Here is a 24,854-nt window from a genome sequence, read left to right as displayed (position 1 = left end):
CAGTCATCTCCTCGAAATCTTCTTCCTCGGGCGCGCGCTCGTGCGCATCGATGCGCGCCAGCTCGTCCCATTCCTCGCAGATTCGTATTCGGACTCGTCGCCGTCGAAGAACGAATGTCGCCCGAGATCGCGGTGCATGCGCCAACGGGTTTCGTCGGCGTAGCGACGGGTGTGGAAGGGCATCACCCAATCGGGCGGTGTCGGCTTCCAGGCGTCGTAGCTGGCCCAGGGGTCACCGTGCATCGGAACATCCTCGACCAGCCAGGTCTGCGAATTTCCCTTGAAGCCGAACAGGCTGTCGCCGGCCTCGATCACGGCGACAGCCCCGTCGTGCACCGCCGCGTGAAGATATGCTCTGGCACGACCTGGTAAGGTCCTTCGAACCACCACCGCCTCTGGCCACTGGAGAAGCCGAGGCGCAGGGAATCGCCCTTCGCAAGTCGCTCAATGACGGCGGTGACTTTCATGGCGCGCCTACTGGAAGGCGCGGCGCGCGGGCGTCTTGGTGCGGATCGGCGGCACCTTGGAATGCCGGCCGAGGCCAGAGGCCTTCGCCAGCCGCGACCGCGTGGCGGAATAGTTCGGCGCCACCATCGGGTAATCCGCCGGCAGACCCCACTTCGCGCGGTAAGCGGCGGGCGTAAGACCGTGGTCGGTCATCAAGTGCCGCTTGAGCGATTTGAACTTCAACCCGTCTTCCAGGCAGATGATGAAATCGGGATGGATCGACTTCTTGGGGTGGACGGCCGGCTCCTTCGGTGCGGTCGCGTTGACGACCGCCGGGCCGTCAAGCTTGCGCACAGCGGCGTTCACGCATGCGATCAGCTCCGGCAATTGCGCGGCTTGCACCGGGTTGTTTCCGACATAGGCCGAGACGATCGAGGCCGTTAACTCGATGTAGTTCTTGTCTTCCATGCTTACTCTCCGTGGTAGGGGTTGTGTCGTCGAGGTCAGATCGCCTCGGGTCGACCTGGTGACGGGCGCGCTTGCCCGATTGGCGCCGGCGTCTCGAGGAGATCGATTTCCATCATTGCTGGCAAACTGCTCATGCTGCTTCTCTTTGCTACCAAATCGGTGCTCAGTGTAACCATTTCGGTTACAATAATGTCAAGCAAAAAAGGCGGTCTAATTTTCCCTAGGTCTTGCTGCAGAAAGCACCTGTTTGATCGGCAAACATGACCTCGGTTCGCCAATGGCGGCGCAGCGTGTGTCCCAGCCGACGGAGCGCCTGCAAGACCTTTCGCTGCAGCCACGGCTTCTCCATCAAGTTCCCGGGAAAGCGAGGATCGCTGTGCACGGCGAGCGCCGGCACTTCGATCAAAGGGGAACCCTTGGGATAGAAGCTCTGCGTTTGAACGCTCAGAGCCGGGATCATCTGATAGGATTTCAGACTACCGGCGATCCCGCAGGCGGGGTTGAACTTCACATGGTCGACCGCATCCGAGAATACCCTGGTCATCGCCAACAGGCGCTCGGCCGCAGTTTTCGATAGAATGTATCCGCCGGACCCAAAAGAGAAGCTCCGCAAGCGCGCCAGTTCGAAGCCGTCGCGCAGCGCAAGTACGGTGCGGTCCAGCCACACCCTTCCGACGACTGTCTCGACCTTGACCAGGTCCGCGTCGCGAGGAACCCAGCTGGCCTCCTCGACCAGGAACAGACCGGCCCGCTTGGATATCAACATGTCGTCTTCGAAAACGCAGCCGTAAGCGTCCGGACCCGACGCGATCCGCTCCCAGCATTTTCGATGGCTCAGGAAGCAGCCCACCTCTTCCGGCGTCATCGCGGCCACGCCAGCTATGGGCTTGTAGACGTCCGCAATCTCAGCGTCGCTAAGCAGGCGCCCGTCCACCGCCGGCACTCGTTCAAAGGCTGCTCCGATGGAGTTGAGACGATCAGCCATGCGCTGCATTCTGCCCGGGCTGCGGTCCAGGTTGATGATGTAAGATTTCATGGAGGTTGTTATTCGACACCAGTTGCGGGTCGATCCCTTACTTGAACCGCGCAACAAAGGCGGATCACGAATGCTTGAGCCTATTTGTGATCAGGTCGTGGCGCGCCGGCCCCTATGACGCGCAGGCCTGCTTCGGTGAGACGAACATAGGTCCAAGGGTACCCGTCGCTCCCTTTGAGGCTCGCCGGCCTGTAGGTCTCGACGAGGTTGCTATTGACGATCGCCGTGATCGCTCGGTTGGCGGTGGCTTCGAAATTGCTGAAACGGCCCTCCCGCTGGAGGATCGTCAGTATGCGCTCGGGGGTGATCTGCTTTCGCGGGATATCGTCGAGACCGACCGACCAGCAGTCGATGAAGAACATCTCAGTTTCGCCCGGCGGCTAGGCTCATGGCTGTGCCTCCGGAGCGCGCTCGAGTCTCAGGTAGCCGAAGCCAGGCCCCGAAAGGATCTTGTGGCCAGCCGCACGCAATTGGCGCACGTAGCGATATACGGTGCGGGGTGCAGATGCCGACTCGCTCGGCCAGCATCTCGGCCGTGACGACGTCGGGACCGATCTCCGCCAGGAGCTGGTCTCTTTTTAACTCTTGGATGTCGCTCATAGTAGCGATCCTTGTTCGGCAATTGAGGATGGAAGTTCGATCGAGGAAGTCGCGGTGATCGGCATGGGTCGGTACCCACGGGCCATCTTCACTAAGTCTCCAAACGGGTTTTCGCGTTTGAATTCACCAATGCGGTTGAGATTGACCCAATGCGCCGCGTGGTAGCCGAACATGTAGAACTTGTAGCGGGCGAGGGCGTCCCATGCCTTTTGCTCCGCGGTCTCCATCGCCGCCAAGATCCGCTCAGACATCATTGGCTCTCGCGATGAGTTTCGTCTTGAGCTTCCCGCCCTTGGCTTTGGTCTCGATCGAGATCGGCACGCCCGGGCGCTGCTCGAAGATCGTGGCGAGCACCTTGCGAACCTGGTCGGCGCCGGGCGCATCGGTGGCGAGGATCATCAGCGCCGCGTCGGCGAGCGCCTGATTGATGTTGGCTGCAGTGGCAGCGACCGAGGGGGCGGCGCGCACCCTCGCCCGGCTACGCCGCCGGGCGAGGCGGAAATATTCCCGCTTTTGATCCTCGTTCAGGCTGGTGAAGCTTCCCGGCTTTGGCGCGTTCTTCGCCGCCAGCAGCTCATAGAGCTGCGTCAGCGCCTCGTCGGGGCTCTTTTGCTTTTGGACATGTCCAATTGGAGTTTCCATCAGGGCGCCGCCGCCAGCAAAATGCCTATCAGGATCAGCAGCGCGCCGATGAACCCGACTATCGCGCCGAAGACATATCCCTCGATCGGCACCCATCGACCGGTGAAATCGAGGTAGGCGCGCCGGCCGCAAGCGCTGAGCATGATGATGAAGCCGGCGGCCAGGAAGAACGTGCTCATCAGGTGCCCGCGATGTTGGCGTGCGTGGTGATGATGTTCGCGCCGCCGTCGGCGCGACCAGGATCCGAGTCGGCCGGCGCAAGCCGGAAATAATTGAGCGCGGCTTCGGAGACGGCGCACTCCGCCAGGTCCTCGACCGACCGGCCTTTCTCGGCGGAAATGGCCTTCATGCGAGCTGCGGTCATCTCGTCGACATACACGGAGATGATCGGCATCACTCGCCGCCTTCGCCTCTACGAGGCCGCGCCTTGGTGATCAGCACCACCTCGCCGTTCGGATAGATCAGCTCGACTTGCTCGTTGCGGCCGATGCCGTCGAAGATCGTCGTCAGCTGGGACGTCAGGGATTCGTTGGCGCGCTCCAGCAAGTCCATCTTCGCCTGCGTCTGCGCCTGGGCGATGCGCAGTTGGAGGTCCGAAATCCTCGGGGGGTGCGCTACTTCGTTAGGCATGGGTAAGTCTCCTCGTTATGGTCAGGGGTAAAGGGTATGTAGCCGCAGCTCGCCTTGAAGCCGATGAAGGGGTGGTTCATGAGATCCCAGTCCACCTCCATGTGGCAGGCCCGGCATTCTTCCATGTGATCCATGCCGCAGCGGGTCGACCTGGTGGCCGCGCCCTTGCATGCCGCCTTGCGTGGATCATGCTCGCTCATGCTGCCTCCTCGTCGGGCGTCAGGTCGGCGTAGGGCGCGAAGCCCCGAAACTGGATGCCCGTGTGCAGCAGCTCGCCCCACTCACCCCCGCTGTCGCGATAGATGATGCGACGCTCGCCATAGGCGGCCAGGCATTGCTCGACGACGCGCTCGGCATCGTTGGTCACGCTCGGCAGGTCCGGCCGGCAGCGGTCCGCAATGAAGACCATCCCAGGCGTGACGGCGAGCTCGGCGTAGCTGGCGCGCCTCATCGAAAACCCCTGTGGAGCTTCGGGAAAGGCCGGCTCGGGATCTTCCGTTTCGGCTTACCCTTTCCGGTCCGTCCCTCGAGCCGCTTCGTCTTCGCGATCTCGCGTTGGTCGACCGGTGTTTTGACGCCATGCGTGGGCTTGTTCAGCGCCACGATGTAGTCGAGCGCGCACGATGGCGGGATGGTGTCATGCGCTTCTGGGTCCCAGCGCCGCCGCTGCAACGCCGGATCGTGATCGAACTGAACACCGTCGAGCGGGTTGAGCCGCGCGCCGCTGGGCTCCTTGCCCCCTTGGCGCACGACGATCTCAAGCTTCTCGCGGACGCTGAGCGCGCGCGGCCGCCAGTTTTCGGGCGGACCGAGCACCTGGGCGCCGTGGTCGGGAAGGAATGCGATCCGGCCGGCCATGATCAGCCCGCGCTCGGCGGAGCGAGCGCAGCGAGCCTCCGCGCCTTGATCTTGTCGGCCAGCTGGCGACTGCTCTCGTCGTCGTGGAATTGATCCTCGACGTCGAACTCGGTCCAGATTTCCTCCACAGCCGCGGTCGACTTCGCACCTTGAAGGGCGATCTGGAAATCCTCGAAGAACTTGCCGTAGTCGAAGGCCGCTGGTTGCTCCTCCTCGGCGGCTTCTGCGCCGTCGTGCATGCCCTCGACATCCTTGTCGAACCCGTTCTCGGGGATAGGGTCGACGGCGTCGAGGCTGGGCACCGGTGGCGGCGATGGCGGGGTAAGCCTCGCCCTGGGTGCCGGCTCGTCGTCGTGGTGCTCGATCAGATCGCCGGCGATCTCGCGGGCCTCGAACTCGTCTCGCACGCCGCCAAGAACGTCGCCGAATAGCTCGCGCAGACAGAAACCAGCTGCGCGCCATTGCTTCATCCGCTTGGGATGGCGGAACCAGGAGGAATCGTTAGGCACGTCGTCCCACACATGCTGATTGTTTTTCCAGACCTTGCCGCGACGGGTCGGACGTTCGTCCCAGAGGCCGGCTTGCTTGGCATCCGCGACCGAATAGGCCTCGACCTTCATTTCCCCTGTGTCGGAGCGCACCGCCTTGCACCAGCCGATGGTGCGCTCGTCGACGGTGTTCATCTGGGCAACCACGTCCTTGTGCAGGCCGAGATTGAGGAGCGCCTCTTTCGTCGCATCGCGCAGATAGCCCAGCTCGACCGATTTCGCTCTGCCCGACTTTCGAACGACGTTGATCAGTCCGTCGCCGTAAAGCGCCGGCTTGCCGCCGATGACGGTAAAGCTGCGCAGCGCCACCATGGGCGGCAGGCCGAGCTCCGCGCCGGACATGATGACGATGGCCACGGCGCTGGTGCCCTTCTTGCCCCAACGCTTCCAGGCGTCGTCGCCGGCATCCTCGGCCGGTTCGCGACCGACAAGCGCCTGTGGCGCCAGACCGGCCTCGACGATCATGGTGGCGAGACGCCACGTTTCCTCGATCGACTGAGGGATTATGGCGCTGATCGCGCCGCCGACCATAAGGGCCGGTACCTGAGCCCGTTCGTTCATTTCCAATCCTCGGGGTTGAAGCTGTTGGCGCGCCAGGTCCGGCGCATCTCGTCCTGCTCGATGCACATGTCGTTCCACGCGAACCAGAAAGCGGCGGGGACTTCGCGGAAGAGCCGACTGCAAGCGGCGCTGATCATCACGGGCAGCCAGAAAATGACGATGGCAACGCGGACCAAGCGCATAGCTATTTGTCCACGTCGTCGAAGAACGACCGGTTGCCGTTCTCGTCGAGCAGCGTTCCGTCGGGCGACCACTGGTGCCGGCCGTTAGGATGCTTGGCGGCGCGCTGCTCGTCGGTGCGCACGTCGATTGCGAGGATGGCTGTCTTGGCGGCGTCGGAATGATCCTTAATCTCGGCGACCGTGACGGACGTCTCGCGGCCGCGAACAGGCACCATGACGCGGGAGCCGACAGCCACGTCGAAGGCGCCGGCGAAATAGTCGTAGGTTTTGTCGCTCTCGCCGAATTTCACGGCGACGATCTTCTGGTCGGTCATGCTGCCCTCTTGTCTGGAACCCGCTCCATGCCGGCCGGCAGGGCGGCGTCTTTGTTGCGCGCGATGCGGCCTGCGATCTTCTCGATCGCCTCCCGGACCTCCGGCTCGTCTTTCAAGGCCACAACCAGCGCGTCGTAATCGGTGATGTTCGCGACCCAATAGGTGTGCAGGGACATCTTGGCGCCGGTCCTGCCAGCGAAGACCGGACGGGCTTGGGCCTCGCGTGCGGCTTCCGCTGCGCGCTGGGCCAACTGCCTTGCCTCGGCCTCGGCTTCGAGCCGCCGGGCCTCCTGGTCGCTCTCCTGTGCGAACGAAGATGCGAGGCCGGGTGAAGTGTCGGCTTCGCGCTGAGCCTTCTCCTCCTCGGCCGCGCGCGCGACGTCGGCCGCCCGCTGCTCAGCCGCCTCTGCCTCGCGCCGAATGCGATCTGCGTCCTCGCGAGCCTTGCGCTGGCGCTCCTGCTCCAGGCGGTCCAGTTCTTTCAGCCACGCCTCACCATGCTTTTTCAGCTTCTTGGCGAGGTCCTTGGCATCGGTCCGCAGATCGCGCCATTTGTCATCGACGGCGTTGCCGCCATCGAGCCAAGGACGCTTCTCGACGTTGAATTGTTCGTCCGCCTTGGTGGCGATTCCGGCGAGCCGCTTTGCCCAGACGCCCGCCTGATCGGCCTGCTCCTGGGTGCTGATCGGCTTTTTGAGGAAGCCCTCGACCGTCTCCTTCTCGGCGGCCAGCTCAAGGGTCAGGTCTTTGTGCAGATCGCCGGTCTTGGCCGGGAGGTTGTGTTCCTTCGAAACCGACGGAGGCTCATCTGGCCAAGGCTCGCCGGCCAGCACCGAATGATAGAGCGCTTCGGTGATCGGGTTGCGGCAAGCATAGTTCCAGACCCTATCGGCCTCCGCTTCCTTGCCGCCCTGCAGGCAGATGACATTGCCCGATGCGTCGCGCCAAATGGCAACAGGAACCAGGGGCGCATCCTTGAATGGACGGTTCCTGAAAAATCCTGACTCCGGGCTGTCGGCAGAAGGGGCGAGCAGGAGCAGCTGATCGTTGGTCAGCTCGCGATATCCGCCCGCCAGTTTCAAGGCCTGACGCCACCATGCATATTGGTCCGCCGTCATCCGTCTGTTTCCTTTTGTGTTACACGTGAAACCATTTTGGCAACGCAATGGGCGCGACGAAGCGGTCGCGGGGCGCAGTGCTGCTTAGATTGGGAGAACCCGGCCGAGCTGGTGCGGGCGAATGGTGCGGGGGGTCACACCGGCCCGGCCGGGAACACGCAGATACTCAACACATGACCGCGAGGCATGATGGGAAAATACAACCAGGGGCAACTGGGCCATCGGTCTAGCGATCCTTCTGCGTGAATAGGATCGTAACCGATTTGGTACGTTTTGCAAGAGCTGTACCCAAATTGGTTACATCTCGCGCAAAAAAAATGCAGATCAGAGTGTGGAAATCCTCAGCCGGGCGCGTCCGATGACCTTCAAGTCCTTCGGCTGGACGGTTTCGTTGACCGCCGCGGGGTTGTCGTTGTGGACCTGGACGGCGCCTGCCGTCGTGGGCGAAAGGTAGCGCCACTGCACCGCGCCGGCGATCTCTAGGGCGAAGATGCCGGGTCGATTGGGGGTGTTGTCGTCCAGATCGATCACAAGCGCATCCCCTTTGGCAACAATGCCATTGGCCTGGTAGGCGTCGACCATCATGAACCGGAGGTTGTGGCCCGTTGAGTTCGGCAGCATCCGGGCCAGAAACTCAGGATCCAGCACGAGGCCTGGCGTTTGATTTTTGCCGCCGGCGATCTCGAACACCTGGTTGAATTTGCTGACGTCAATCGCCGCAAGCTCCGGAAACATAAGCTCTTCCGGCCTGACATTGAGGTGCGGCGCGATTCGCTCCGCCCACTTCAACGTGAGTTTCCGGCCGTTTGGGCCATCCTCTTCCTCGAGGCGGCCCATCTGGGGCCTTGTGGTGCCAACGCGACGCGCAAGCTCAGCCTTGGTGAGCCCGGCTTTCTCCCGGAAGTGCTTAATTCCATTCGCCATATCAATGCGGTAGCTCAAAACGATTTCCTGCGAAACTGTGCCAGAATGGTTACAAGCCTTGACTTGTAACCAAATTGGTGACAAAACCCGCCCATGGAAAACCTGCATCAACTGACGAAGTGGCGTGAAGAACGCAATCTAAGCACTGCCGACGTGGGCCGGATGATCGACTGTACGCGGCTGACAGTCGATCGGTACGAGGCCGGCCGGATGCCCAGGCAACCATATCTCGACCGCATCGTCGTTATGACCGACGGTGAGGTGAACGCAAACCATTGGTTGGGCAGGGAGGCGGCAGATGTTGTTGCACAGTGCCGGACTTCGGCTTGACCCGAGATACGATCCACACGGTTCCTCGTTCCGTCCGAAATTGGTCGGCGCGTTCAACAACTTCCCAAGCCGCAACTCCAAGCGGTTTCCAGCAATCATCGTCATGGGCCATCGGCATTCCCCTTGCGGTTGTCGCGATGATGGCGGGGAAATTGTTGGATGTGTCCGACAAGGCATCCGAGAATCCCGATGGGTCGTCGTTCCTTCTCCTGTTTTTTGTGAGGAATCGATGCAGGATATTGCTGCAGAGCTACAACAGGTGGTGTTCAAAGCCGCCGGAACTATCAAACCAGGTATGGGCATCAAAGCTCAGATCAACGCTGCCTGTGACGCGCTGGGCTATCCGCGTGGCCACTGGCGGGTGAGGGATGCTTGGTACGGCACCGCTTCCAACTGGAACGGCAAAGCCATCTTCGACCTCCTCGGCCGCTACAACCGTTTGTGCCAAAAGGCAGGCTCCGATGTGGAGCCGGTTAACGAACCTGTAGCCGTCATCGCGAAAGCTTCGAACAGGGGCTGATTTTGACGGAGGTGTGATTTCCTCCGCCAATTACTTCCGCCTTAGGTCCGCACGGATGTTTCAGGTTGAAACATTCCCAGGAGGTTTAATAAAAATGAAGCAGACTGACGGCGGGCAGGCGGTAAACGGTGAAGTAAAGACAGTTATGGCCGGGTTTTGTCATACAGCAAGGAGCATTGGATCGGCTGCCGCCGAGCGAAGTGCAACTGTGCATCTGGTGGCTGCAGCGGCATATCTGGGAGAAAACGTCGGTCCTACCATGACTAAACAAATCCTGTCGGCGGTGTTGGCGTCGATTGGATAGGCAATGAACTACCGCATTGAACGGCAATACCATTTGTAGCTTGTAGGATTGCCGCTCCTCGCAGTTGAGAGAGCGACATGACGATAATTCGTAAGCATGGCCCGAGACCGGTCCGCGAGGATCGGGCCTTCGTGTATGTGATGACGGCTGAGCACGGCGGGGTCAAGATCGGGATGTCGACCGATCCCACCCGCCGCTGCAAGGCCGTAAATCGCAACAAGGCCATCAAAGCGGTGGTGGTGTTCCAGCGGCACTTCGCAGACCATCAGGACGCTGAGCGGCTCACCCACATTGCCCTGGCCAAATGGCACCTGTCTGGCGAGTGGTATAGTTGCCCGGTTGAAACCGCGGTCGCGGCAGTTGAGGCACTGCCAACATGAGCCATGCCGCCACAAATTGGGCCATAACCCAGCGCGGGCTCAAACCTGCCACGCGCATCGTCCTCTGGCATCTCTGCGACCGCCACAACCCCGACCTTGGCTGCTTCCCGTCCCAAGACAAGCTCGCCTATGACTGCGAGATGTCGCGCTCTGCGCTCAATGAGCATCTCAAGATCCTGGAGCTGACCGGCCTAATCCGCCGGGAGCAGCATATCAACCCCCGCACCAAACAGCAGGAGAACACGCGCTATCGGTTCGCGTTCGAGGCCGATTTCGTCACGGCAGAAGATGTGGTGGAGCCGAGTCCGGAATCTGGACACGGGGCCGAGTCCGGAAAAGAGGGCGAGCCGTGTCCGGAAAATGCCTATAGCCGAGTCCGGAATCCGGACACTAACCCTGTAAGGGAACCAGTAAGAGAACCTCCAGGGCGCGCTGACGCGCCGGGCGGAGGGGATTTCGATATGCTGTGGTCCTCATGGCCAGAGAAGATGCGACCGGACAGCCGGGAAGCGGCTGCGAAGACGTTCGCAAGCCTTGAAGCTGACGGCAAGGCGCTGGCGGTTGCGACGGCGGGGACCTATCGAACAACCATGATCCTTCGGAAGGAAAAGCCCATGATGATCCCCTTCCTGAAAAAGCAGCTCTTCCTCGAGTTCCATGGCGCGCCACCCATCGACAAGGACGGGGATTTCGTGATCACCCCCGAGCGGCCCGAGTGGGGCGCATGGCTGGGCTCGATCCGCCGCCACTATGGTGAGCCGGGCGTGCAAAGCACGATTAAGTGTCGTCGCATCCTACGGAAAACACGTTGGCCGAATGATCTTTCGCTTGCCAATCGTGTAACCAATTTGGCAACATCCGGAACCGTAACGGATACTGCTTCGGCGGCTCGGGCATGATGAAGATGAAGCGCCTTTTTCTCGATACGCCCGCCGAGCTGGAGAAGCGGATCGACCGCTTTATCGAGCACATGCGGCATGCCGAGGACATCTTCTTCACCAAGAACAGGCGGGGCCTGCCCACGCCGCGCCACCTGCTCTGGATACTGTTTGGCGACGCCGTCGACACGGCCCGAAACATGCCCGACTTCGAACGCCGCATGGTCTCCAAGGTCGGATCGGCTATGCCCTCGTCGCGAGAGACCGAGCATCAGGCCTATGTGCGCGAGCTGTCGCGCATGGCCGACGGGATGCCACAGTACGACAACACCGAAGTTCGCATCGTGGTTCACCAGTCGGCCGCCGATCGCATGGTCGACATCATGGACCTTCTCCGCTTCGTGCGGGCAGGGCGGCAAGGGCAAGACGCGCAGCGCTACAAGCGGACGTTCCTGGCGCATGCCGGCGGCCACGGCGTCGAGTTCTGCACCCGCGTCTGGGACCGGCACCGCGTCGAGGTCATGTCGAGGCAGGCGTTGCACGACGTCAAGAGCCGCGTCCTGGGCCAGATCCTTGTCGGCATCGAGAAGGAGTTTGGCCTCGTCCGCACCAGCCGGAGCTTCCGGCGCAAGACCGTTCGGGAGATCGACCAACTTCGGAGGGAACGCAAGCGCGAGGAGAAACGTCGCCGGCGTGAGGAGCAGGAAAACAATGCCGGTTGACATCGCGATGCCGCGCAATCTGGTCGATCGGCGCAAGAACTCCGGCCATGCCGCGGTCTGCGCCGTCGGGTTCGAGGCCGACCCGGGCGTCTTCCGGCTTGCGACGGCCGAGAACATCGAAGCGCATCTCCCTCAGCTCCAGCCCGGCCGGTGGGAGAGGCTACATTTCGCGCATGTCGTCTGGACGCCGGGGCTCGCTGCGGCGCGCACCATAGTGCTTGGTGCCGAGCGGACTCTCGCCAACTGCCATCTCGGCCAGCACTGGTACCGGGCAAGTCTCGACATGCTTCACGGCGTGATCCTGGCCGAGGCCGCATCCCTTCGGTCTCCTATCTGGTCGCAGTCCGAGATGATGCACATGCTCATAGGTCAAGCCCTTCGCGCTGCCGACCGTTTTGCGGCGGGGATCATCTGATGTTCCCGACAGCCGACCAGATTGCCCTTGCCATCGTAATGGCCTGCCGGCCGCACCGAGAGGATCCGTTTGCGGTGTGCGCCGGCGAACTCGGCGTGCGCGCGCGTCATCTCGCCATGGAAGCCTTGATCATCGCCTTCCCTGACGCCCGTCGAGTTGGGCTCGGCAAATGTCTGGCCTACGGCACGCCGCGCTCGGCGCAGGGGCAGGTGATCGGCGCCAAGAAAAGCAAGTGGTGGAGCGACGACCACGTCGACGAGGTCGTCGGCGCCATCGTCGCCGAACAATACGGCGAACAAGCGCAATGACCTCCTTCCTTTCCCGTTTCATCCGCCGTTTTCGCGGCCGCGCAATCCCGCGCGTGTCGTGTCGCGGCATCTACCTGAGGATCAACTGAAATGGACACTCTACAAACCGCCGGCACCGAGCCGCTGGATGTCGACGAAGACTTCTCGGAAGCCGTCTCCCAGGAACTGGCCCGAGATCCCTCCCAGCCGAAACCCTCGGTTCGCAACATGATCGCCACCACCGGTATGTCGCTGAAACGGCACATCGACCGGCTGCGCACCAAGGAGACCGAACTTGAAGCGACCAAGGCCGCCGCGACGGTCGAGTACGAGCGCGTCATCGCCCAGGCGAAGCTGGTGCGGGACAATTGCTACCAGGAGACCGACGCCGATCTCCACCAGATCAGGACGACACTCGAGGTGCTCGATCCGGCGCGGGCCAAGCTGTCTGAAATGGCATAAGCCATGGAGGCGGTCGTCCCCTTCGACGATTCCGGACTCGCTCATGTCATCGAGCGAGCTCGGATGCTGTTCGACGACGGCGACGTCGCATCGGCACGCATGCTGGCCGCTGGCGCCTATGACCAGGCGAAGGCGGCAGGCAGCTACGCCACCCGCTTCCATGCCGGCGAGCATCTGATCCGGAAGGCACGCCGGCTCCAGGGTGACGCGCTGCTGATCGAAACGCGCGCGAAGATCACGATTGCCACCGAATGGACTGCCGCCCAGGAAAAAGGGGAGGCCTCGAAGGGCGGCAGGCCGAAAACCGTTCCAGACGGAAACGGTTTCACGGCAGCCGAAGCCGGGCTCACCCGAAAGGAAATCCACGACGCTCGCAAGCTGGCCGATGCCGAGCGGCGGGATCCTGGCATTGTCGAGCGGGTGATCGCCGGGCGCGTCGCGGAAGGACTCGAGCCGAGCCGGGCGAATCTGCGCGTGGCGATCGGCACCGACACCGCCAGCGCGGCCGAGCGCGGCAACAATCTCTACGAGACGTGCCCGGAAGCGGTGCACACGCTGCTGGCGCTGGAGACCTTCGGCCCTCGCATCAAGGAACCGGCATGCGGTCGCGGCGCGATCTCGCGCATGCTGGAAGCGGCCGGCTACGACGTCGCGCTTTCCGACCTCGTCGACTACGGCACCGCCGATCGCCATGGCGTCTTGCAGGACGTTCGGGATTTCCTCACCAGCGAGGCAGGCGACGATTGTGACGATATCGCCACCAACCCGCCCTACGGCGGCGTGCTCAACGCTTTCGTCGCGCATGCGCTGCGCGTGCACCGGCCGCCGAAGATGGCGCTGTTGCTCAACCTGAATTTCCTCTGCGGCTTCGACGATCCCGACCGCAACTACGCCATGGACGATTGCAAGCCGGCGCGCATCCATGTCTTCACGCGGCGCCTGCCGATGATGCATCGCGACGGCTGGGACGGCAACGAAGCCTCGAGCCGCATGAACCTGGCCTGGTTCGTCTGGGAACAGAACCTCGTCGGCGACTATGCCGGGCCGACGGTCATCAATCGCGTCGACTGGAAAGACTACCAGCCGTGAACGTCCAACCCTTCTTGATCGGCGAGGGTTGGATCGAGGTGCTCGATGGCAACGACACCGCGCGCGACATCTTCCACCGCCACTATTCCCGCTATCGCTACGCCGACGGGCGGCAGCCTGCGTTGTTCGTCGGTCCGGGCGAAATGCTCGTCTTGCTCACGGCTGACGCCGGCGCGGTTTCGGCTTGGCGACGCGAGCGGCACCGCTTCGATAATCAGCAAGGCGTCAACTGCGCGATCTTCCGTCGAGAGACCGGTGAAGTCGCAAGCGAGCTGCTTGCCGCCGCAATGGCGATCGTTTGGCAGCGCTGGCCGGGCGAGCGGCTATTCACCTTTGTCGATCCCCGCGAGGTCGAGCCCACCTGGAGCGCAGGGCGACCCACATGGGGCCACTGCTTCTATCAAGCCGGCTGGCGCTACGCCGGCATCACGAAAAAGCGGCTGCACATTCTGGAGTGCCGGCCGGAGTGGGTGAGTTGATGCCTGCCCACCGCAGCTCGGCCGAAGCCGAGATCCGAGATGCCGCTGTGGCTCGCATCCGCCAGCGCCGCCCCGATGCCAGGATCACCCGCCGATGAAGCCGATCCCGAAATTTTCGAAAGGACTGCAGCATGAATCACTTCGCCGGCTTCACTGTCCCCGTCGCGGGAGGTCATTACGCCATGCTGCGCTTTGCCGAGGACGGGCAGGCTGAGCCGGTGCTCGAGGACGGCGGCAAGCCGCGTCTGTTCCCGACCGAGCTGGAGGCGCAGAAGGCGGTCACCGACCATTTGTTGGCCTACTTCAATGGCCGGTTAAGGCGCGACGGGGAAACTCTCTCCACGGCCCGCGACGCGGCCGAGCGCATTTTTCGCAAGGGCCGGATGATTCCGGTGGAGCACCGCTGATGACAGGATTTCGCGAGGGCTGGGCTCTCAAGTCGCCGACTGCCGTCACCACACACTACTTTCGCCGGCGCGGTCTCGGGCTCGCCGTCTCGCTCTGCGGATCCCAGGACGCGCCGGCCGGATGGCTCATCGAAAATTCGGGCGCCGGGCAATGCGAGCGGTGCGCCATACTGCGGGAGAAGGAACTCGCTAGATTGGACGCTGCGCCGCCAGAGGCGGCCGAGGACGAGCGCGGCGACCATCGGGCGTGTGATGGGAAGGCCGGCGACTGACGCGCGCTGGCGGAGCCTCTACACTCGACAAGAAAATGGGGCAGCGGAGACCAATCCGCTGCCCCTCCCTACCACAACCCGCCGGCCGGAGCCGGCGGCGCGGATTCCTACACCAGCATCGAGCGCGCATGTGCCTGGCGCAGCTGCGACTCCATCGAACGGATGGAGCGCGACGCCGCCGCCAGCGTGTCGGCCCACTTGTCGGCCTTGCTGGGGTCAACCGACTTCAAGGCGATGCACTCGCCGTCCTTGAAGCCGCCGGCGATCGCGGCGATGATGCGCTCGACCGTCTTCTCCATCCGGCTCACGGCGGCCATATCGTCTTTCGAGGGCTCCGGCCTATTCTCGTCGTCGAACATGCCGCCCTGCTCGATGCGGTCGCGGACCGCCTGCGCCGCTGCCTTGATGCTCGACCAGTCTTTCAGCTTGCCGCTGGAGAACAGCCTCACGATGTTGATCTGATCGGCCGTGGGGAGGTCGACCAGGTCGTTTGCGTGGCCGAGCGGGAAGGCGCCACTGTCGACCAGCTTCTGGATCGTCTCGTCGAGATTGAGGAGCGCCGTGCGGGCCTTGATGCGCGTCGGCTGGACGCCGATATCCTTCGCCAGCTGCTCGACCGTCCAGCCGCGGTCGATCATCGCCTGAAAGGCGCGTGCTTCCTCCAGCGGCTTGATGTCGGCCCGGGCGAGGTTTTCCACGATCGCCTGCAGCGCCATCTCATTGTCGTCGATCTTCACGACCTCGCAGAGAATGTCGGCCGCCTCGATGAGCTGGTGAGCGCGCCAGCGGCGCTCGCCGCCGACGATCATGAACTTGCCGTCGACGGGGCGGACCGTGATGGCCTGGATAAGGCCTCGCTCGCGGATCGATTCCGCCAGCTCGCGAAGCTTCACCGGGTCGAAATGCTTGCGCGGCTGGTCGGGGTTCGGGATCACCAGGTTCAGGGGGATGCGCTTCTTCATGGTCTTGGTCTCCGTGGTAGGTAATTGTTTAGCAACATCAAGAACTTAGCCTGTAACCGATCTGGTTACAAGTGGGTTACTAAGAAAAGTTGCCGACCAGTTCTGCAGCGCGACCAGGAAATGCCTTCGCGACCGAGCGCGTCCAGATGGTCGCTCGATAGCCCTGCCCACAATCTAGATCGCAAGAGAGATTGCCGACCCTTGTGATGCGCCAGCCGTCCGGCATCGGCTCACCGGCAAGCCAGAGGATGCAGCGGCGCGCGTCGTCTCGCCGGGCAAAGTCCTCGGCAACTCGGTCGTGGTAGGCCGTCACGGAATACCAGTCGCCGCCGTCGCGCTCGGTGTAATAGCCCGGCGCCAGCGATTTGATCGCCTGTATCAGCTCGTCGGGGGTCCGAACGTCAGCCATTGCCCTGGCCCTCCGTCCTGGCACGCGCGGCCGCGAGAAACGAAGCCGTGCAGATGGTGAAGTCGCCGCCGGCGCCGCCGCCGATATGGGCATGGTGATACTCGTCCAGCTCGTCGAGCAGCGGGCGGATGTCGCCCCAGGTCGGATAGGCTTCCTGGTTGCTTTGCCAGAACTCCCCCAGCGTGCCGGTCCACTCCGGCTCGCCGAGGTCGAGCGGGTTCTTCACATGGCCCACGAACAGATGGACGGTGGTGGTGATGTCGATCGTCATGGTGGCTCTCCTCAGTCCATATTGCAGCGAGCGAGCGCGGTCGCGTAGTCGACCCCGGTCTCTTCGGCATAGATCGCGGCCTGATCGCCGGGGCGATTGGTGGCGGCCTCTGGCGCCGGCGGCTTGGCCTTGGCGATCGCCTCCATCACCATCGCGTTGTATTTCAGGGTCGGGTCGCGGATGACGCAGAGCCGCAGTGCGGCCAGCAAGTCGGGCCCGGCCTGCTCACGCCGGATCGCCGCGCGCAGGCCGGCGAGCATGTCGGCAATACCCACCTGCAGCAGATCACCCTCGAAGCCGGAAATGAAGGACTGAGCCTGAGTGAGATCGTCGACGGTGTCGCGGGCGTGATCGAAGGGGATCTTTTCCACCAGCTCGTCACGAAGCTTCTTCGCGGATTCGAGCGTGATGGTCTCGGTGCCTCTCGTGCCGCCCTTGGGGCCGTAGAACGAGACGCAGACCTGGTCGAGGTGGGGCGTCGAATGGCCGTTGGCGGCCACGCTGATAAAGATCGCGTCAGCCATGGTCTCAGCCCTCCGCCTCGATCTTCTCGGCCAGCGGCATGATGACCTCGTCCCAGATCGCTCTGCAGATTGCGTTATCGGAATGGTCAGACACGACATCGTAGCCCGAATTGCCGTAGATCAGCTGGAACCACCCGAGTTTGTCGCCGGTCGGGCTCCGCAGATGGATGGCGTCCTCGTCGGTCGAGAACAGCGCCAGCATGATCGCCGCCTTGTCGTCGGAGCGTTTCACCACCCAATCCTCGCCGTCGTTGACGGAAATCAGGTGGCCCCGGTCGAGGCAGGCCTTCACCAGGGCGCGGGCAATGCGGCGCTCGGCGCGGATGCGGTTGACAGTGTCGCGCGACCGGCGCGCTAGCGCCTGCTCGATCGCTTCGTCGAAGCCAGTCTTCGGCTCGCCGATCTCGGCATCCTCGGCCAGTCGGGCGGACAGCGCCTGGTTGCCCGAGGCGGCGAGAGCATTGCAGATAGCCAGCATCTCGGCCGGCGTAACGTTGATGGTCATGATCATTCTCCGTGATAGGGGGTGGATCTCGAGGAAGGCGCGGGGGATCAACCCCACGCCAGTCCCCAGCGCTTGGCGCACACCGGCCCGTAGCCGACGTCGATGGAGCGGTGATCGGTCAGCTCGGTCGCGCAGAAACAGCAATTGCCGGTACGCTTGCCGTGGGCGGCGCCGGCCTTCGAGGGGTTCTCGGCCAGAGCGGTGAGAGCCGTGACCAGGCCGTCAGGACCGGGCGACCGACGCGAGCGGGTGAACTCGCCCTTGCGGTCGATGCGGCCGTACCAGTCGCGGCTCTCGAACGATCCGGGCGACGACACGTTGATCTGGCCGGCGTGGGCGGAGCGCTCACCGGCGAGAGCGAGCACGACCGTCTCGCCGTTGATGTCGAAGCGGATCTTCGGATGCTTGAGCTTGTTGGCGATCGCCGTGTCGAACAGCGCGATCAAGCCGTCCATCGAGCCGACCTTGGCCTTCGGCGCCGCGGGCTCGCCGGCCTGTGCGCGCTGGGTCAAGGTAGCGACCCAGGGCCACTGCCGTTCCGAGAGACTCGAGCGGCTGTCATACTGGTGCAGGAGTGAAGCGGCGAACTCCGCGTCGCGGCCGTGCAGCTTCGGAGCTGACTGGCGCAGGGCTTCGATTTCGAGGTTCAATCTGGTCTCCGTGGTAGGGATTTCCCAGATCGGTGCGGCTCCGGCGGTTATGCTAGGCCTGGCCCGTCCCCGGTTCGATTTCACTCGGCCGGTCAGTTTGACGAGAAGTCACCAATCGCCGGCCCGTTGCTGAAAGGGGAGTTCCGGCGAAGGCTGCAGCGGTGAAAGGAAACGGCTTTCTGCTGCACCGATCTGAATTCTAAGTTACTTCAATAACTTAGCTTGTAACCAAATCGGTTACAAGTGGGTGCAGGCAAAAAAGAACAATAATTTCAATGACTTCGGTGGTAGTCAGTTCACCGGCTTGAACCGGGATTCCAGGACGGCGCCGGAAATCGAGCGCTGGTCGTCACCGCATTGCACGAGTGCCTGGTCGACGTGTTCCGGATTGACGCCGATCACCTTCCAGACGCGGCCCTGCTGGTCGGGCGCTTCGGCGCCGAGGTAGGGCGCGACCTGGACGGGCTGCGGTGGCTGACGCAGGCGGTATTGCGCCGGCAGCTTGGGATGATGCCAACCGCAGCCCTCGGCCTCCAGGCCATGTTCGAACACATCGAGCCGGAGCTTTTCTTTCAGCCAGACCGAGATGTAGGCGCGATGGCAATACTGGTTGTCGGTCGGGGCCTCGTAGCAGAGCAGGGCGACGTCCCTGCCGCCCGAGAGGTCTTCCATCTTGGCGACGATCCGGCCGGGATTAAGCCTGTCGAGGCCTTCGAAGTAAAGCTGCTTGTACTCGCGCTCGCTGGCGGTCTTGAACCATTCGCCTGGGGCGAGTTCGGGCATTTTGCGGTAGCCCGCCGGATATCCTCGCGGCGTTCCCCTGGACACCCCGATCTTCTGGATTTCGGGCGGCAGCTTGGTGAACCAGGAGCTGGTGAAAATGCGCATCTTCGTCTCTTTCGGTGGTAGGGCTTTGGACAGGTCCAAATGTAAATCCGGTGAATTTCTCAAGCAACCAAAATGACACTGTGTGTTACCATTTTGGTACGTTGCCTCACCCGTACATCTGCATTAGGTATGGGTTCTCTCCAGCGCCTTCGGGCGCTGTCCTGTGGTAGGGATGGAGAGGAGGGCCGATCAGGGGCAACCCGGTCGGCCTTTGATATTTTCGGCGTGGCTGCGGCGCCTCGAAGCGCACTTCGGGATAATTGACCCACGCCGTCACCGTCTCGAAACTGATGGCGCGCGGCAAGCTCTTGACGTCGTCGAGCAGCGTTCGTCCTGCCAGGATCCCATTGCCCGCGAACTCGGCGCCCGAGCGGAAAAACTGGAACGTCCTTCGCCATGGTCCGGTTGAGAGCCAGAGGTCCAGGCCCGGCGCCAACTCCACGCGGTCGAGGCTGTCGCTCTCAAGAAGTTCGCAGAAGAGCTGGTGCCCCAGAGGGCGCGGCGTCTGGTAGTCGGTGGCGCGCCGGAGTGTGGAATCGATCAGGATGAAGCGCATTGCAGTTCTCGTGCCTCGAGGCGTTGGTTGATGGTGGGGAGCGTCTCGCTGGCGAACAATTCGAGCCACCACTTGATCAGCTCGGCCTGGTAGCGGTCGTCGGCCGCACGATGGCGGGGCTCGCGTAGCTGTCGCTCGATCCAGTCAAGCCGGTCGCGAAGCTCCGGCCGGTAGAGCAGATTGCGGAATGCATCTGCGAGCCGCATGTCCAGGGCGTAATCCCCGGTGCAGCCGAGGGGCGACCAGTCGCTATGCCAGGACGACCACATGTCGAGGGCCTGGCTGATGGTGGGGAGCCGGCGCCGCCGCTCCTCCTCGTCTTCTGGTAACGGGCGAAACACTTTTGGACTCCGTGGTAGGGATAACGATCCTATGATGTAACCAATTTGGTTACAATATGGTCAAGCTAAAAGTAATTTCTGCGGCCGTCCTTCCATAGCTTGACCGTGACGGTGTTCACGTAGGTCCCGACCTCGGCGAAGGATCCGTGCGGCAGATCGCGGAACTGGCCGTTCAGCTTCTCGATCAAGGCCCGGAAAGCGATGGCCTTGCGAGTTTCGCGAAACTCGGTGCCGGCCGACATGATTGCAGCGAGGCACCCGCCGTCTTCCAGGAAGTCCAGGGCGTGCACTACATGGTCGATGTCGCGCTCCATGTCGAACGGCGGGTTCATGATGATGCGATCGTATTTTCCCGTCACTGAGGGGCGGAGCGCAAGGAAGTCGGTCGCGTAGACCTTGCGATAGAGGCGCTGCGCTTCGAGCGCGGCCGCCAGCGCAGGCTGCAGCTCGACGCAATCGACGATATTGTCGAAGCGATACTCGGCGCGCCATCTCTCGCGCTTCACCGGGTCGTCGTAGCCGTAGTGACCGGAGAAGTCGTTTAGGCTGGTGATGCAACGTCGCGCGAGGCTGCCGGTGCCGGCGCTGGGTTCGAGGATCCGAAGGCGCGGCGCATCGCTGGCCTGCATGATCGGAATGCCCTTCAAGAGCTCGTCGGCCGCCTCGTCAGGCGTCGGGAAAAAGCCGAAGTTCTTCGCCGGCGTGGTCTTGCGGTTCCGGAACAGATCGTCCTGCTCGCGCGTCTGGCCGTCGCCGATCACCTCGCCATAGTATTCGGCGAGCATCTTGTTGACCCTTTCCACCAGGTCGTCACGCGTGAACCAGAGATGCGCGTTGCCGTTCTTGTAGGCGACGATCCTGAAATACTCGCCGTGATGTTCGGACTGCTGAGGCTGAAAGCCCCTGCGCTCGGCTCGCACCTGGTTCTCGATGCTGTTGTAGGTCGGCTTCTTGCCGTCGAGGATTGAGAACGTCCGCTCGATATCGCGCACCGTCTCCCATGTTCCGCCCCACGTTACGGTGCCGTGGTCGCGGTCGAAGGCATAGGGCAGGATCATGCGGCTGCCGACCTTGAAGCCGTCGTGCGAACGGAAACGGCGATCGAGCTTGGAAAACGCCGTGGCGATGCCCCGGCGGAAGATCATTTCGGATTCGCCGGCCCACTTGTCGATCGTGGCGTACACGTTGTCGACGGTCACCGGCGGGATCCCCATGATCTCGTCGAGATTGACCAGTTCCTTTCCGTCGCCGTGCCGGTGGTCGTAGCGCTCCGGCACCCACCTGAGAGTGTCGCGCAGCTCGTCCTTGGCCTGCTTGTCCATCAGGATCTCGAGGTCGGTCATCTGGACCAGGTAATGCCAGCACGAGATATCGATCAGGCGGATTGCTGTGCGCTTCCACTGCTCGGCGTCTGGCAAATCGACGGCTTCGAAAAATGCCCTGACCTCGCGGTTGTCGCGGTCTCCGTATCGAGAGCAGGCATGATCTCCGGCGGCCGCTTTCCAGAGCGCCGCCGCCTTCTTCAATTCCCAGTCGGCTTGCTCCATTGAGGCGAACGCCCCGTGATAGGCCGCGACCGCGGCGTCCCGATAGGCGACGATCTGCTCGATCGTGTTGCGCGGGATGAGCGCGTTCATGGGCTGATCCCTTCTGCGATGCAAAGAGTCTTCCAATCGACGTATGCAATCGACACACCGCAGCGCGTGAAATGGCTGTCTCTCTGTTCCCAACCTGCGGCTCGGGCGGCGGTCTCCCATGGGTCGGCCGCGTCCACCGGCTTGAAGGATCGCGCCTTGTGCATGCGCTGGAAAGCGAACGCGTCGCCAAGCTCGCTCACGAACTCGTAGCGCTTGCTGCCGTCGAGCAGGGTGAACTCGTATTCAGTCATCTTGTCGGTCATGGTCTCTGGTCTCTGTGGTAGGGGGTTGGTGGGCGACGGGACTTCCTCCCGCCGCCCTATCGAAGGGATTGTTTGCCTCTCTCAGTGCATCGCGCCTCCTTCTCCTGTTGCGTCGGCTTCCATCTCCGCTTCGGCGGCCTGGAGGTCGGCCAGCCGCTCGCGGCAGGAAGGGCAGCGGCAGCTTTCGCTGTCGTCGAAGGGGAAAGGGGTTAGGCAGTCGTCGCAGTAGGGCATGATTTCAAACCCCTGCGAGTTCGCGGGCGGCGCGCTGCTGGTAGGCGACAACGGTTGCCTCGCAAGGCTGCATCTTCCATTCCGCCATGAGCTTGCGGGCGAGCGTGTACGGCGCAGAGCCGCCGCCGCTGGGGGTGCAGGCGAGGAGCGAGGCGAGAAGCATCTGCTTCTCGGTGTTGCTGAGGTCCATGGGGGGCTCCGTGGTAGGGAAAAACCTTGTAACCACAATAACTTAGCCTGTAACCAATCTGGTTACAAGTAGGTTACAAAGAAATGTCCTCCAGGGGGATATTGCCCCGGTCGTCGACTGCGAGGGCGACGGCAACATTGCGGACCCAGATCGGTTGCGAGCTGAGCATGAACGTCTCGCCCGTCATGGCCAGGAGCAGGGTGGTGGCCATCACGCTGGCGATCGCTGCAGCGGCGTGGGGCGGGACGGCGTTGCCGATCCGCTCGCGCCAAGCTGAGTCCGATGCGCCGTCCAGCTTGAAGCCGTCCAACTCGTCGGGGTCGACGAGGCTCTGCAGCGCGGCCAGCTCCAGAGTCGTAAAGGGCCGGTGCCACGTGTTGTCGAGGGCGCGGATCACCGCGACCAGACGATCCTCGGGCTTCGGCAGTTCGATAAGGGGTTCTGCGGGCGCGCCGTGCGGGTCCGCCACCGACCAGTGCCCGCGATCGTACTTCGCGAAGCCCGGCACCGCGTAGCCGGTGCCGTCCCAAGGCACCACGCCATAGTGTCCGCCTGTCTTGTAGTTCTCCCGGTTCGCGTTGAGCCCGACCGGGCGAGGGTCGGCGACGCTGAGCGCGCCGCCGGCGACATGCTTCGCGCCGGAAATGACCTTGGCCGAATCCTCCCAATCGGTGACTGCGAGAATGTTCTGGTGAGCGTTCTCGCTGTAGCCCGGCCTGGGGTCCGCGACGGCGCCGCCGCCTGAGAGAATCCTGGCACCGGAAACGACGTTCGCCGGATCGTCCCATCCCTTGACGTGCAGCTTGCTGCCGTGAGCGTTTTCGCCCCAATTCAGGCTCGGGTCCGCGACCGCGAACGCGCCGTTGCCGGTGGTCGACGCGCCGATCACGGCGCCGGCTGCCTCGTCGAGGTTGGTGACGCGGTATTTCGTCTGCTTGTAGTCGTCGCGTTGCGAGGGGCGCGGATCGGCAACAGCGAGACCGCCCGGTGGGCCGCCAGGACCGGCGACCGCCGGCGAGGCGCCGGCCCATGGCACGATGCGGAACGTGTTGTTGAAGCGCGGCTTGCCCTCCATGCGCGGATCGGAGACCGCATAAGGCCCGGTGCCGACCGAAACGTCGCCTTTGACGCAGGCCGCCGTCTGGTCCCACTTGCGCACCCCAAGCTGGACCGATTTCTCGTGGCCATCGACGCGAGGGTCGGCGACCGAGAAGCGGCCTTGACCTGGTGAGCGCTGCGACGTGATCGTCGCGGCCGCATTATCCCAGCCGCCGACGCCATAGGCGCCCCGATCGGACTCAATCGGCGATCTTGGATCGGCAACACTGAAATTGCCGGCACCCGGTCTGCCATTGGCGGTTATCACGCCGGCTGGCTGATCCCAGCGGTTCACACCGAGGAAGCCGGTGCCTTCGCGCGTGTTGAGCACGTTCGGATCGCCAACGCGCTGCTCCCAGCCACCATCCGGCAGAATGCCGAAATCGCGCAACACGCCGTTGTCGACGGCCAGCTTGTTGAGCGACCGCCAGTCCGAGCCGGCCTCGACAAAGGCGAGGCGGACCCATGTCTTCCATTGTAGCGCCGGCATGCGGTGCATGGGGCCGGCGGCCGGGTCGCAAGGGCGCGGCAGCTGGTCGAGGATTTCGCCGACGCCGCGCAGCCTGCGCTTCTCGGGCTCATAGAGGAACGGGGGCACCTTGCCCTCATGCCGCGCGACCAGGAGGAAGCGCTTGCGGCTCTGGCCGAGCCCGCCGAGCTCGCCGCAATCGTGCGTCGTCTCGCGGACCGCGTAGCCGTAGGCGCGGAACAGGGCGATGATCTTTTCCAGCAGCTTGCGGCCGCGCTTGGCGATGCGCGGCACGTTCTCGAACACGACCAGCTCAACCGGATCGTCTTTCCACGCCTCCAGCATGAGCCAGACGCCGCGAAGGGTGAGTTCGTTGAGGGCCTGATACTTGTCGGTGATGCTGGAGGCCTCTGGCAGCAGCCCGGAAAAGCCCTTGCACGGTGCTGAAAGGAAGACGGCATGCGGCCGCTCGCCGTGCGCCGCGCGCCTGATATCCTCAGGCGTTGCTTCGCGCCAGGACGCCGGCGGCTCACGGCCCTTGAAGGCGACATATTGCGCCCGGCTGAACATATCGAGCACGGGGCCTTGGACGCCAGCGGCCCGGCTGAAATCCCGGATGGCGGCGGGGTCATTGTCGACGCCGCCGATGCAGCGCCAATTGGCCTGCAGGCTGCCGACTCGAGCGTGCCCCTTGTTGAAGCCCTTCGCCCCGCCGCCGAGGCCGCAGAACAGGTGGAAGTGTCGAAATTCGACCGTGGTCGTGAGATTGTTCAAGGAATGGCCCTTTCAGAAGGCAAATGCGAATTGGCCGGAGGCTTCCTGTCTGGAAGCGACACCGAGGGGACGGAGACCTGGTAGAGCAGCGATGAAGCCGCCGGGCTGGTAGGCGGGATCTTTGCGACGCTCCTCACGGAGCCGGCTGTCGTCGGCAGGGTGCCGCTTGTTGCCCTGCCAATAGGCGAGGCCGAACGGCGGGTTGTGGAG

Annotated in this window: 43 protein-coding genes; 12 read left to right on the top strand and 31 right to left on the bottom strand. The window is 63.2% G+C overall.

Annotated elements, in window-relative coordinates; all coding sequences use genetic code 11:
• Positions 1-3 precede the first annotated feature (3 nt).
• The 17 genes from EOA60_RS00220 to EOA60_RS00135 form a co-directional block, all read right to left on the bottom strand.
• Positions 4-315, bottom strand: coding sequence for a hypothetical protein (locus EOA60_RS00220; RefSeq protein ID WP_127334957.1), 312 nt, complete (start codon positions 313-315; stop codon positions 4-6).
• A 159-nt stretch (positions 316-474) separates the two neighbouring features.
• Complete coding sequence (locus tag EOA60_RS00215; protein ID WP_127334956.1) at positions 475-915, bottom strand: MucR family transcriptional regulator; 441 nt, start codon at positions 913-915, stop codon at positions 475-477.
• 220 nt (positions 916-1,135) lie between these two features.
• Positions 1,136-1,951: a glycosyltransferase family 25 protein gene (locus EOA60_RS00210; RefSeq protein WP_095825836.1), complete on the bottom strand. Its 816-nt coding sequence runs from the start codon at positions 1,949-1,951 to the stop codon at positions 1,136-1,138.
• 80 nt (positions 1,952-2,031) lie between these two features.
• On the bottom strand, positions 2,032-2,313 hold the full coding sequence (locus EOA60_RS00205) for a hypothetical protein (RefSeq protein WP_127334955.1): 282 nt from the start codon (positions 2,311-2,313) through the stop codon (positions 2,032-2,034).
• 234 nt (positions 2,314-2,547) lie between these two features.
• On the bottom strand, positions 2,548-2,802 hold the full coding sequence (locus EOA60_RS00195; RefSeq protein WP_128311001.1) for a hypothetical protein: 255 nt from the start codon (positions 2,800-2,802) through the stop codon (positions 2,548-2,550).
• A complete protein-coding gene (locus tag EOA60_RS00190; protein ID WP_095825840.1) occupies positions 2,795-3,193 on the bottom strand; it encodes a hypothetical protein in 399 nt (132 codons plus the stop codon). Before EOA60_RS00190 ends, EOA60_RS00195 begins: the two co-directional genes overlap by 8 nt.
• Positions 3,193-3,372, bottom strand: a complete 180-nt coding sequence (locus EOA60_RS00185) for a hypothetical protein (RefSeq protein ID WP_127214613.1) — start codon at positions 3,370-3,372, stop codon at positions 3,193-3,195. Before EOA60_RS00185 ends, EOA60_RS00190 begins: the two co-directional genes overlap by 1 nt.
• Positions 3,372-3,590: a hypothetical protein gene (locus EOA60_RS00180; protein WP_128310999.1), complete on the bottom strand. Its 219-nt coding sequence runs from the start codon at positions 3,588-3,590 to the stop codon at positions 3,372-3,374. The genes EOA60_RS00185 and EOA60_RS00180 overlap by 1 nt, the downstream gene beginning before the upstream one ends.
• On the bottom strand, positions 3,587-3,823 hold the full coding sequence (locus EOA60_RS00175; protein ID WP_127214617.1) for a hypothetical protein: 237 nt from the start codon (positions 3,821-3,823) through the stop codon (positions 3,587-3,589). The genes EOA60_RS00180 and EOA60_RS00175 overlap by 4 nt, the downstream gene beginning before the upstream one ends.
• A complete protein-coding gene (locus EOA60_RS00170) occupies positions 3,808-4,023 on the bottom strand; it encodes a hypothetical protein (protein ID WP_127334951.1) in 216 nt (71 codons plus the stop codon). The genes EOA60_RS00175 and EOA60_RS00170 overlap by 16 nt, the downstream gene beginning before the upstream one ends.
• Positions 4,020-4,274 carry a hypothetical protein gene (locus tag EOA60_RS00165; protein WP_095825844.1) on the bottom strand — a complete coding sequence of 85 codons (255 nt, stop codon included), beginning with the start codon at positions 4,272-4,274 and terminating at the stop codon, positions 4,020-4,022. Before EOA60_RS00165 ends, EOA60_RS00170 begins: the two co-directional genes overlap by 4 nt.
• Positions 4,271-4,681, bottom strand: coding sequence for a hypothetical protein (locus EOA60_RS00160; protein WP_127334950.1), 411 nt, complete (start codon positions 4,679-4,681; stop codon positions 4,271-4,273). The genes EOA60_RS00165 and EOA60_RS00160 overlap by 4 nt, the downstream gene beginning before the upstream one ends.
• Positions 4,682-4,683: 2 nt before the next feature.
• Entirely contained in the window at positions 4,684-5,790 is a 1,107-nt protein-coding gene (locus EOA60_RS00155; RefSeq protein ID WP_127334949.1) for a hypothetical protein, read from the bottom strand.
• Positions 5,787-5,972, bottom strand: a complete 186-nt coding sequence (locus tag EOA60_RS00150) for a hypothetical protein (protein WP_127334948.1) — start codon at positions 5,970-5,972, stop codon at positions 5,787-5,789. Before EOA60_RS00150 ends, EOA60_RS00155 begins: the two co-directional genes overlap by 4 nt.
• Positions 5,973-5,974: 2 nt before the next feature.
• A complete protein-coding gene (locus EOA60_RS00145; protein WP_127334947.1) occupies positions 5,975-6,286 on the bottom strand; it encodes a hypothetical protein in 312 nt (103 codons plus the stop codon).
• On the bottom strand, positions 6,283-7,119 hold the full coding sequence (locus tag EOA60_RS00140) for a hypothetical protein (RefSeq protein ID WP_127334946.1): 837 nt from the start codon (positions 7,117-7,119) through the stop codon (positions 6,283-6,285). Before EOA60_RS00140 ends, EOA60_RS00145 begins: the two co-directional genes overlap by 4 nt.
• 609 nt (positions 7,120-7,728) lie before the next feature.
• Positions 7,729-8,346, bottom strand: a complete 618-nt coding sequence (locus EOA60_RS00135; RefSeq protein WP_164748194.1) for a helix-turn-helix domain-containing protein — start codon at positions 8,344-8,346, stop codon at positions 7,729-7,731.
• A 280-nt stretch (positions 8,347-8,626) separates the two neighbouring features.
• On the opposite strand from EOA60_RS00135, the gene EOA60_RS00130 reads away from it, so the two are divergent.
• The 12 genes from EOA60_RS00130 to EOA60_RS00070 all read left to right on the top strand — a co-directional run bounded on the left by EOA60_RS00130 (position 8,627) and on the right by EOA60_RS00070 (position 14,873).
• The gene (locus tag EOA60_RS00130; RefSeq protein WP_127334944.1) at positions 8,627-9,178 is read left to right on the top strand and encodes a hypothetical protein; all 552 of its coding nucleotides are present in this window, start codon (positions 8,627-8,629) and stop codon (positions 9,176-9,178) included.
• 94 nt (positions 9,179-9,272) lie between these two features.
• Positions 9,273-9,482 (top strand): hypothetical protein, encoded by a 210-nt coding sequence (locus EOA60_RS00125; protein ID WP_127334943.1) that lies wholly within the window; start codon positions 9,273-9,275, stop codon positions 9,480-9,482.
• A 140-nt stretch (positions 9,483-9,622) separates the two neighbouring features.
• A complete protein-coding gene (locus EOA60_RS00120) occupies positions 9,623-9,862 on the top strand; it encodes a GIY-YIG nuclease family protein (protein ID WP_245322469.1) in 240 nt (79 codons plus the stop codon).
• The gene (locus EOA60_RS00115) at positions 9,859-10,761 is read left to right on the top strand and encodes a helix-turn-helix domain-containing protein (RefSeq protein WP_127334942.1); all 903 of its coding nucleotides are present in this window, start codon (positions 9,859-9,861) and stop codon (positions 10,759-10,761) included. The genes EOA60_RS00120 and EOA60_RS00115 overlap by 4 nt, the downstream gene beginning before the upstream one ends.
• Positions 10,758-11,462: a hypothetical protein gene (locus EOA60_RS00110; RefSeq protein WP_127334941.1), complete on the top strand. Its 705-nt coding sequence runs from the start codon at positions 10,758-10,760 to the stop codon at positions 11,460-11,462. The genes EOA60_RS00115 and EOA60_RS00110 overlap by 4 nt, the downstream gene beginning before the upstream one ends.
• Positions 11,452-11,877 carry a hypothetical protein gene (locus tag EOA60_RS00105; protein WP_127334940.1) on the top strand — a complete coding sequence of 142 codons (426 nt, stop codon included), beginning with the start codon at positions 11,452-11,454 and terminating at the stop codon, positions 11,875-11,877. Before EOA60_RS00110 ends, EOA60_RS00105 begins: the two co-directional genes overlap by 11 nt.
• A complete protein-coding gene (locus EOA60_RS00100) occupies positions 11,877-12,185 on the top strand; it encodes a hypothetical protein (RefSeq protein ID WP_127334939.1) in 309 nt (102 codons plus the stop codon). The genes EOA60_RS00105 and EOA60_RS00100 overlap by 1 nt, the downstream gene beginning before the upstream one ends.
• 90 nt (positions 12,186-12,275) lie before the next feature.
• Positions 12,276-12,626 carry a hypothetical protein gene (locus EOA60_RS00095; protein WP_095783013.1) on the top strand — a complete coding sequence of 117 codons (351 nt, stop codon included), beginning with the start codon at positions 12,276-12,278 and terminating at the stop codon, positions 12,624-12,626.
• A gap of 3 nt (positions 12,627-12,629) precedes the next feature.
• Entirely contained in the window at positions 12,630-13,715 is a 1,086-nt protein-coding gene (locus tag EOA60_RS00090) for an SAM-dependent methyltransferase (RefSeq protein ID WP_127334938.1), read from the top strand.
• Positions 13,716-13,729: 14 nt separating this feature from the next.
• Positions 13,730-14,194 carry a hypothetical protein gene (locus EOA60_RS00085; protein WP_127334937.1) on the top strand — a complete coding sequence of 155 codons (465 nt, stop codon included), beginning with the start codon at positions 13,730-13,732 and terminating at the stop codon, positions 14,192-14,194.
• A gap of 131 nt (positions 14,195-14,325) precedes the next feature.
• Positions 14,326-14,601, top strand: a complete 276-nt coding sequence (locus EOA60_RS00075) for a hypothetical protein (protein ID WP_127334936.1) — start codon at positions 14,326-14,328, stop codon at positions 14,599-14,601.
• Positions 14,601-14,873: a hypothetical protein gene (locus EOA60_RS00070; RefSeq protein WP_127334935.1), complete on the top strand. Its 273-nt coding sequence runs from the start codon at positions 14,601-14,603 to the stop codon at positions 14,871-14,873. The genes EOA60_RS00075 and EOA60_RS00070 overlap by 1 nt, the downstream gene beginning before the upstream one ends.
• A gap of 107 nt (positions 14,874-14,980) precedes the next feature.
• On the opposite strand, the gene EOA60_RS00065 is transcribed toward EOA60_RS00070, so the two are convergent.
• From EOA60_RS00065 to EOA60_RS38115, 14 genes are all read right to left on the bottom strand, one after another.
• Positions 14,981-15,835 carry a ParB/RepB/Spo0J family partition protein gene (locus EOA60_RS00065; protein ID WP_127334934.1) on the bottom strand — a complete coding sequence of 285 codons (855 nt, stop codon included), beginning with the start codon at positions 15,833-15,835 and terminating at the stop codon, positions 14,981-14,983.
• A 79-nt stretch (positions 15,836-15,914) separates the two neighbouring features.
• Positions 15,915-16,244 carry a hypothetical protein gene (locus tag EOA60_RS00060; RefSeq protein ID WP_127334933.1) on the bottom strand — a complete coding sequence of 110 codons (330 nt, stop codon included), beginning with the start codon at positions 16,242-16,244 and terminating at the stop codon, positions 15,915-15,917.
• Positions 16,237-16,515, bottom strand: a complete 279-nt coding sequence (locus EOA60_RS00055; protein ID WP_127334932.1) for a hypothetical protein — start codon at positions 16,513-16,515, stop codon at positions 16,237-16,239. The genes EOA60_RS00060 and EOA60_RS00055 overlap by 8 nt, the downstream gene beginning before the upstream one ends.
• Before the next feature lie 11 nt (positions 16,516-16,526).
• Positions 16,527-17,039, bottom strand: a complete 513-nt coding sequence (locus EOA60_RS00050; protein ID WP_127334931.1) for a hypothetical protein — start codon at positions 17,037-17,039, stop codon at positions 16,527-16,529.
• 4 nt (positions 17,040-17,043) lie between these two features.
• Positions 17,044-17,544, bottom strand: coding sequence for a hypothetical protein (locus EOA60_RS00045; RefSeq protein WP_127334930.1), 501 nt, complete (start codon positions 17,542-17,544; stop codon positions 17,044-17,046).
• A gap of 47 nt (positions 17,545-17,591) precedes the next feature.
• On the bottom strand, positions 17,592-18,194 hold the full coding sequence (locus tag EOA60_RS00040; RefSeq protein WP_127334929.1) for a DUF6011 domain-containing protein: 603 nt from the start codon (positions 18,192-18,194) through the stop codon (positions 17,592-17,594).
• 291 nt (positions 18,195-18,485) lie between these two features.
• Positions 18,486-19,082 (bottom strand): hypothetical protein, encoded by a 597-nt coding sequence (locus EOA60_RS00035; protein WP_127334928.1) that lies wholly within the window; start codon positions 19,080-19,082, stop codon positions 18,486-18,488.
• 106 nt (positions 19,083-19,188) lie between these two features.
• A complete protein-coding gene (locus tag EOA60_RS00030; protein ID WP_127334927.1) occupies positions 19,189-19,638 on the bottom strand; it encodes a hypothetical protein in 450 nt (149 codons plus the stop codon).
• Positions 19,623-19,979, bottom strand: a complete 357-nt coding sequence (locus EOA60_RS00025; RefSeq protein ID WP_066993672.1) for a hypothetical protein — start codon at positions 19,977-19,979, stop codon at positions 19,623-19,625. Before EOA60_RS00025 ends, EOA60_RS00030 begins: the two co-directional genes overlap by 16 nt.
• 65 nt (positions 19,980-20,044) lie before the next feature.
• A complete protein-coding gene (locus EOA60_RS00020; RefSeq protein ID WP_127334926.1) occupies positions 20,045-21,616 on the bottom strand; it encodes a DUF4942 domain-containing protein in 1,572 nt (523 codons plus the stop codon).
• Positions 21,613-21,879, bottom strand: coding sequence for a hypothetical protein (locus tag EOA60_RS00015; RefSeq protein WP_127334925.1), 267 nt, complete (start codon positions 21,877-21,879; stop codon positions 21,613-21,615). The genes EOA60_RS00020 and EOA60_RS00015 overlap by 4 nt, the downstream gene beginning before the upstream one ends.
• Before the next feature lie 238 nt (positions 21,880-22,117).
• Entirely contained in the window at positions 22,118-22,303 is a 186-nt protein-coding gene (locus tag EOA60_RS00010; protein ID WP_127214664.1) for a hypothetical protein, read from the bottom strand.
• Between the two features lie 73 nt (positions 22,304-22,376).
• Positions 22,377-24,644 carry a DNA cytosine methyltransferase gene (locus tag EOA60_RS00005; protein WP_128310997.1) on the bottom strand — a complete coding sequence of 756 codons (2,268 nt, stop codon included), beginning with the start codon at positions 24,642-24,644 and terminating at the stop codon, positions 22,377-22,379.
• A 12-nt stretch (positions 24,645-24,656) separates the two neighbouring features.
• The coding region (locus EOA60_RS38115) for a hypothetical protein (RefSeq protein ID WP_206628089.1) at positions 24,657-24,854 on the bottom strand (198 nt) is incomplete at its 5' end.

It is taken from the genome of Mesorhizobium sp. M1A.F.Ca.IN.020.06.1.1 (genome assembly GCF_004023265.1).
Classification (GTDB): Bacteria; Pseudomonadota; Alphaproteobacteria; order Rhizobiales; family Rhizobiaceae; genus Mesorhizobium.
Note: the sequence above shows the minus strand (reverse complement) of the source record. Positions and strands in the feature narration are given on the sequence as shown.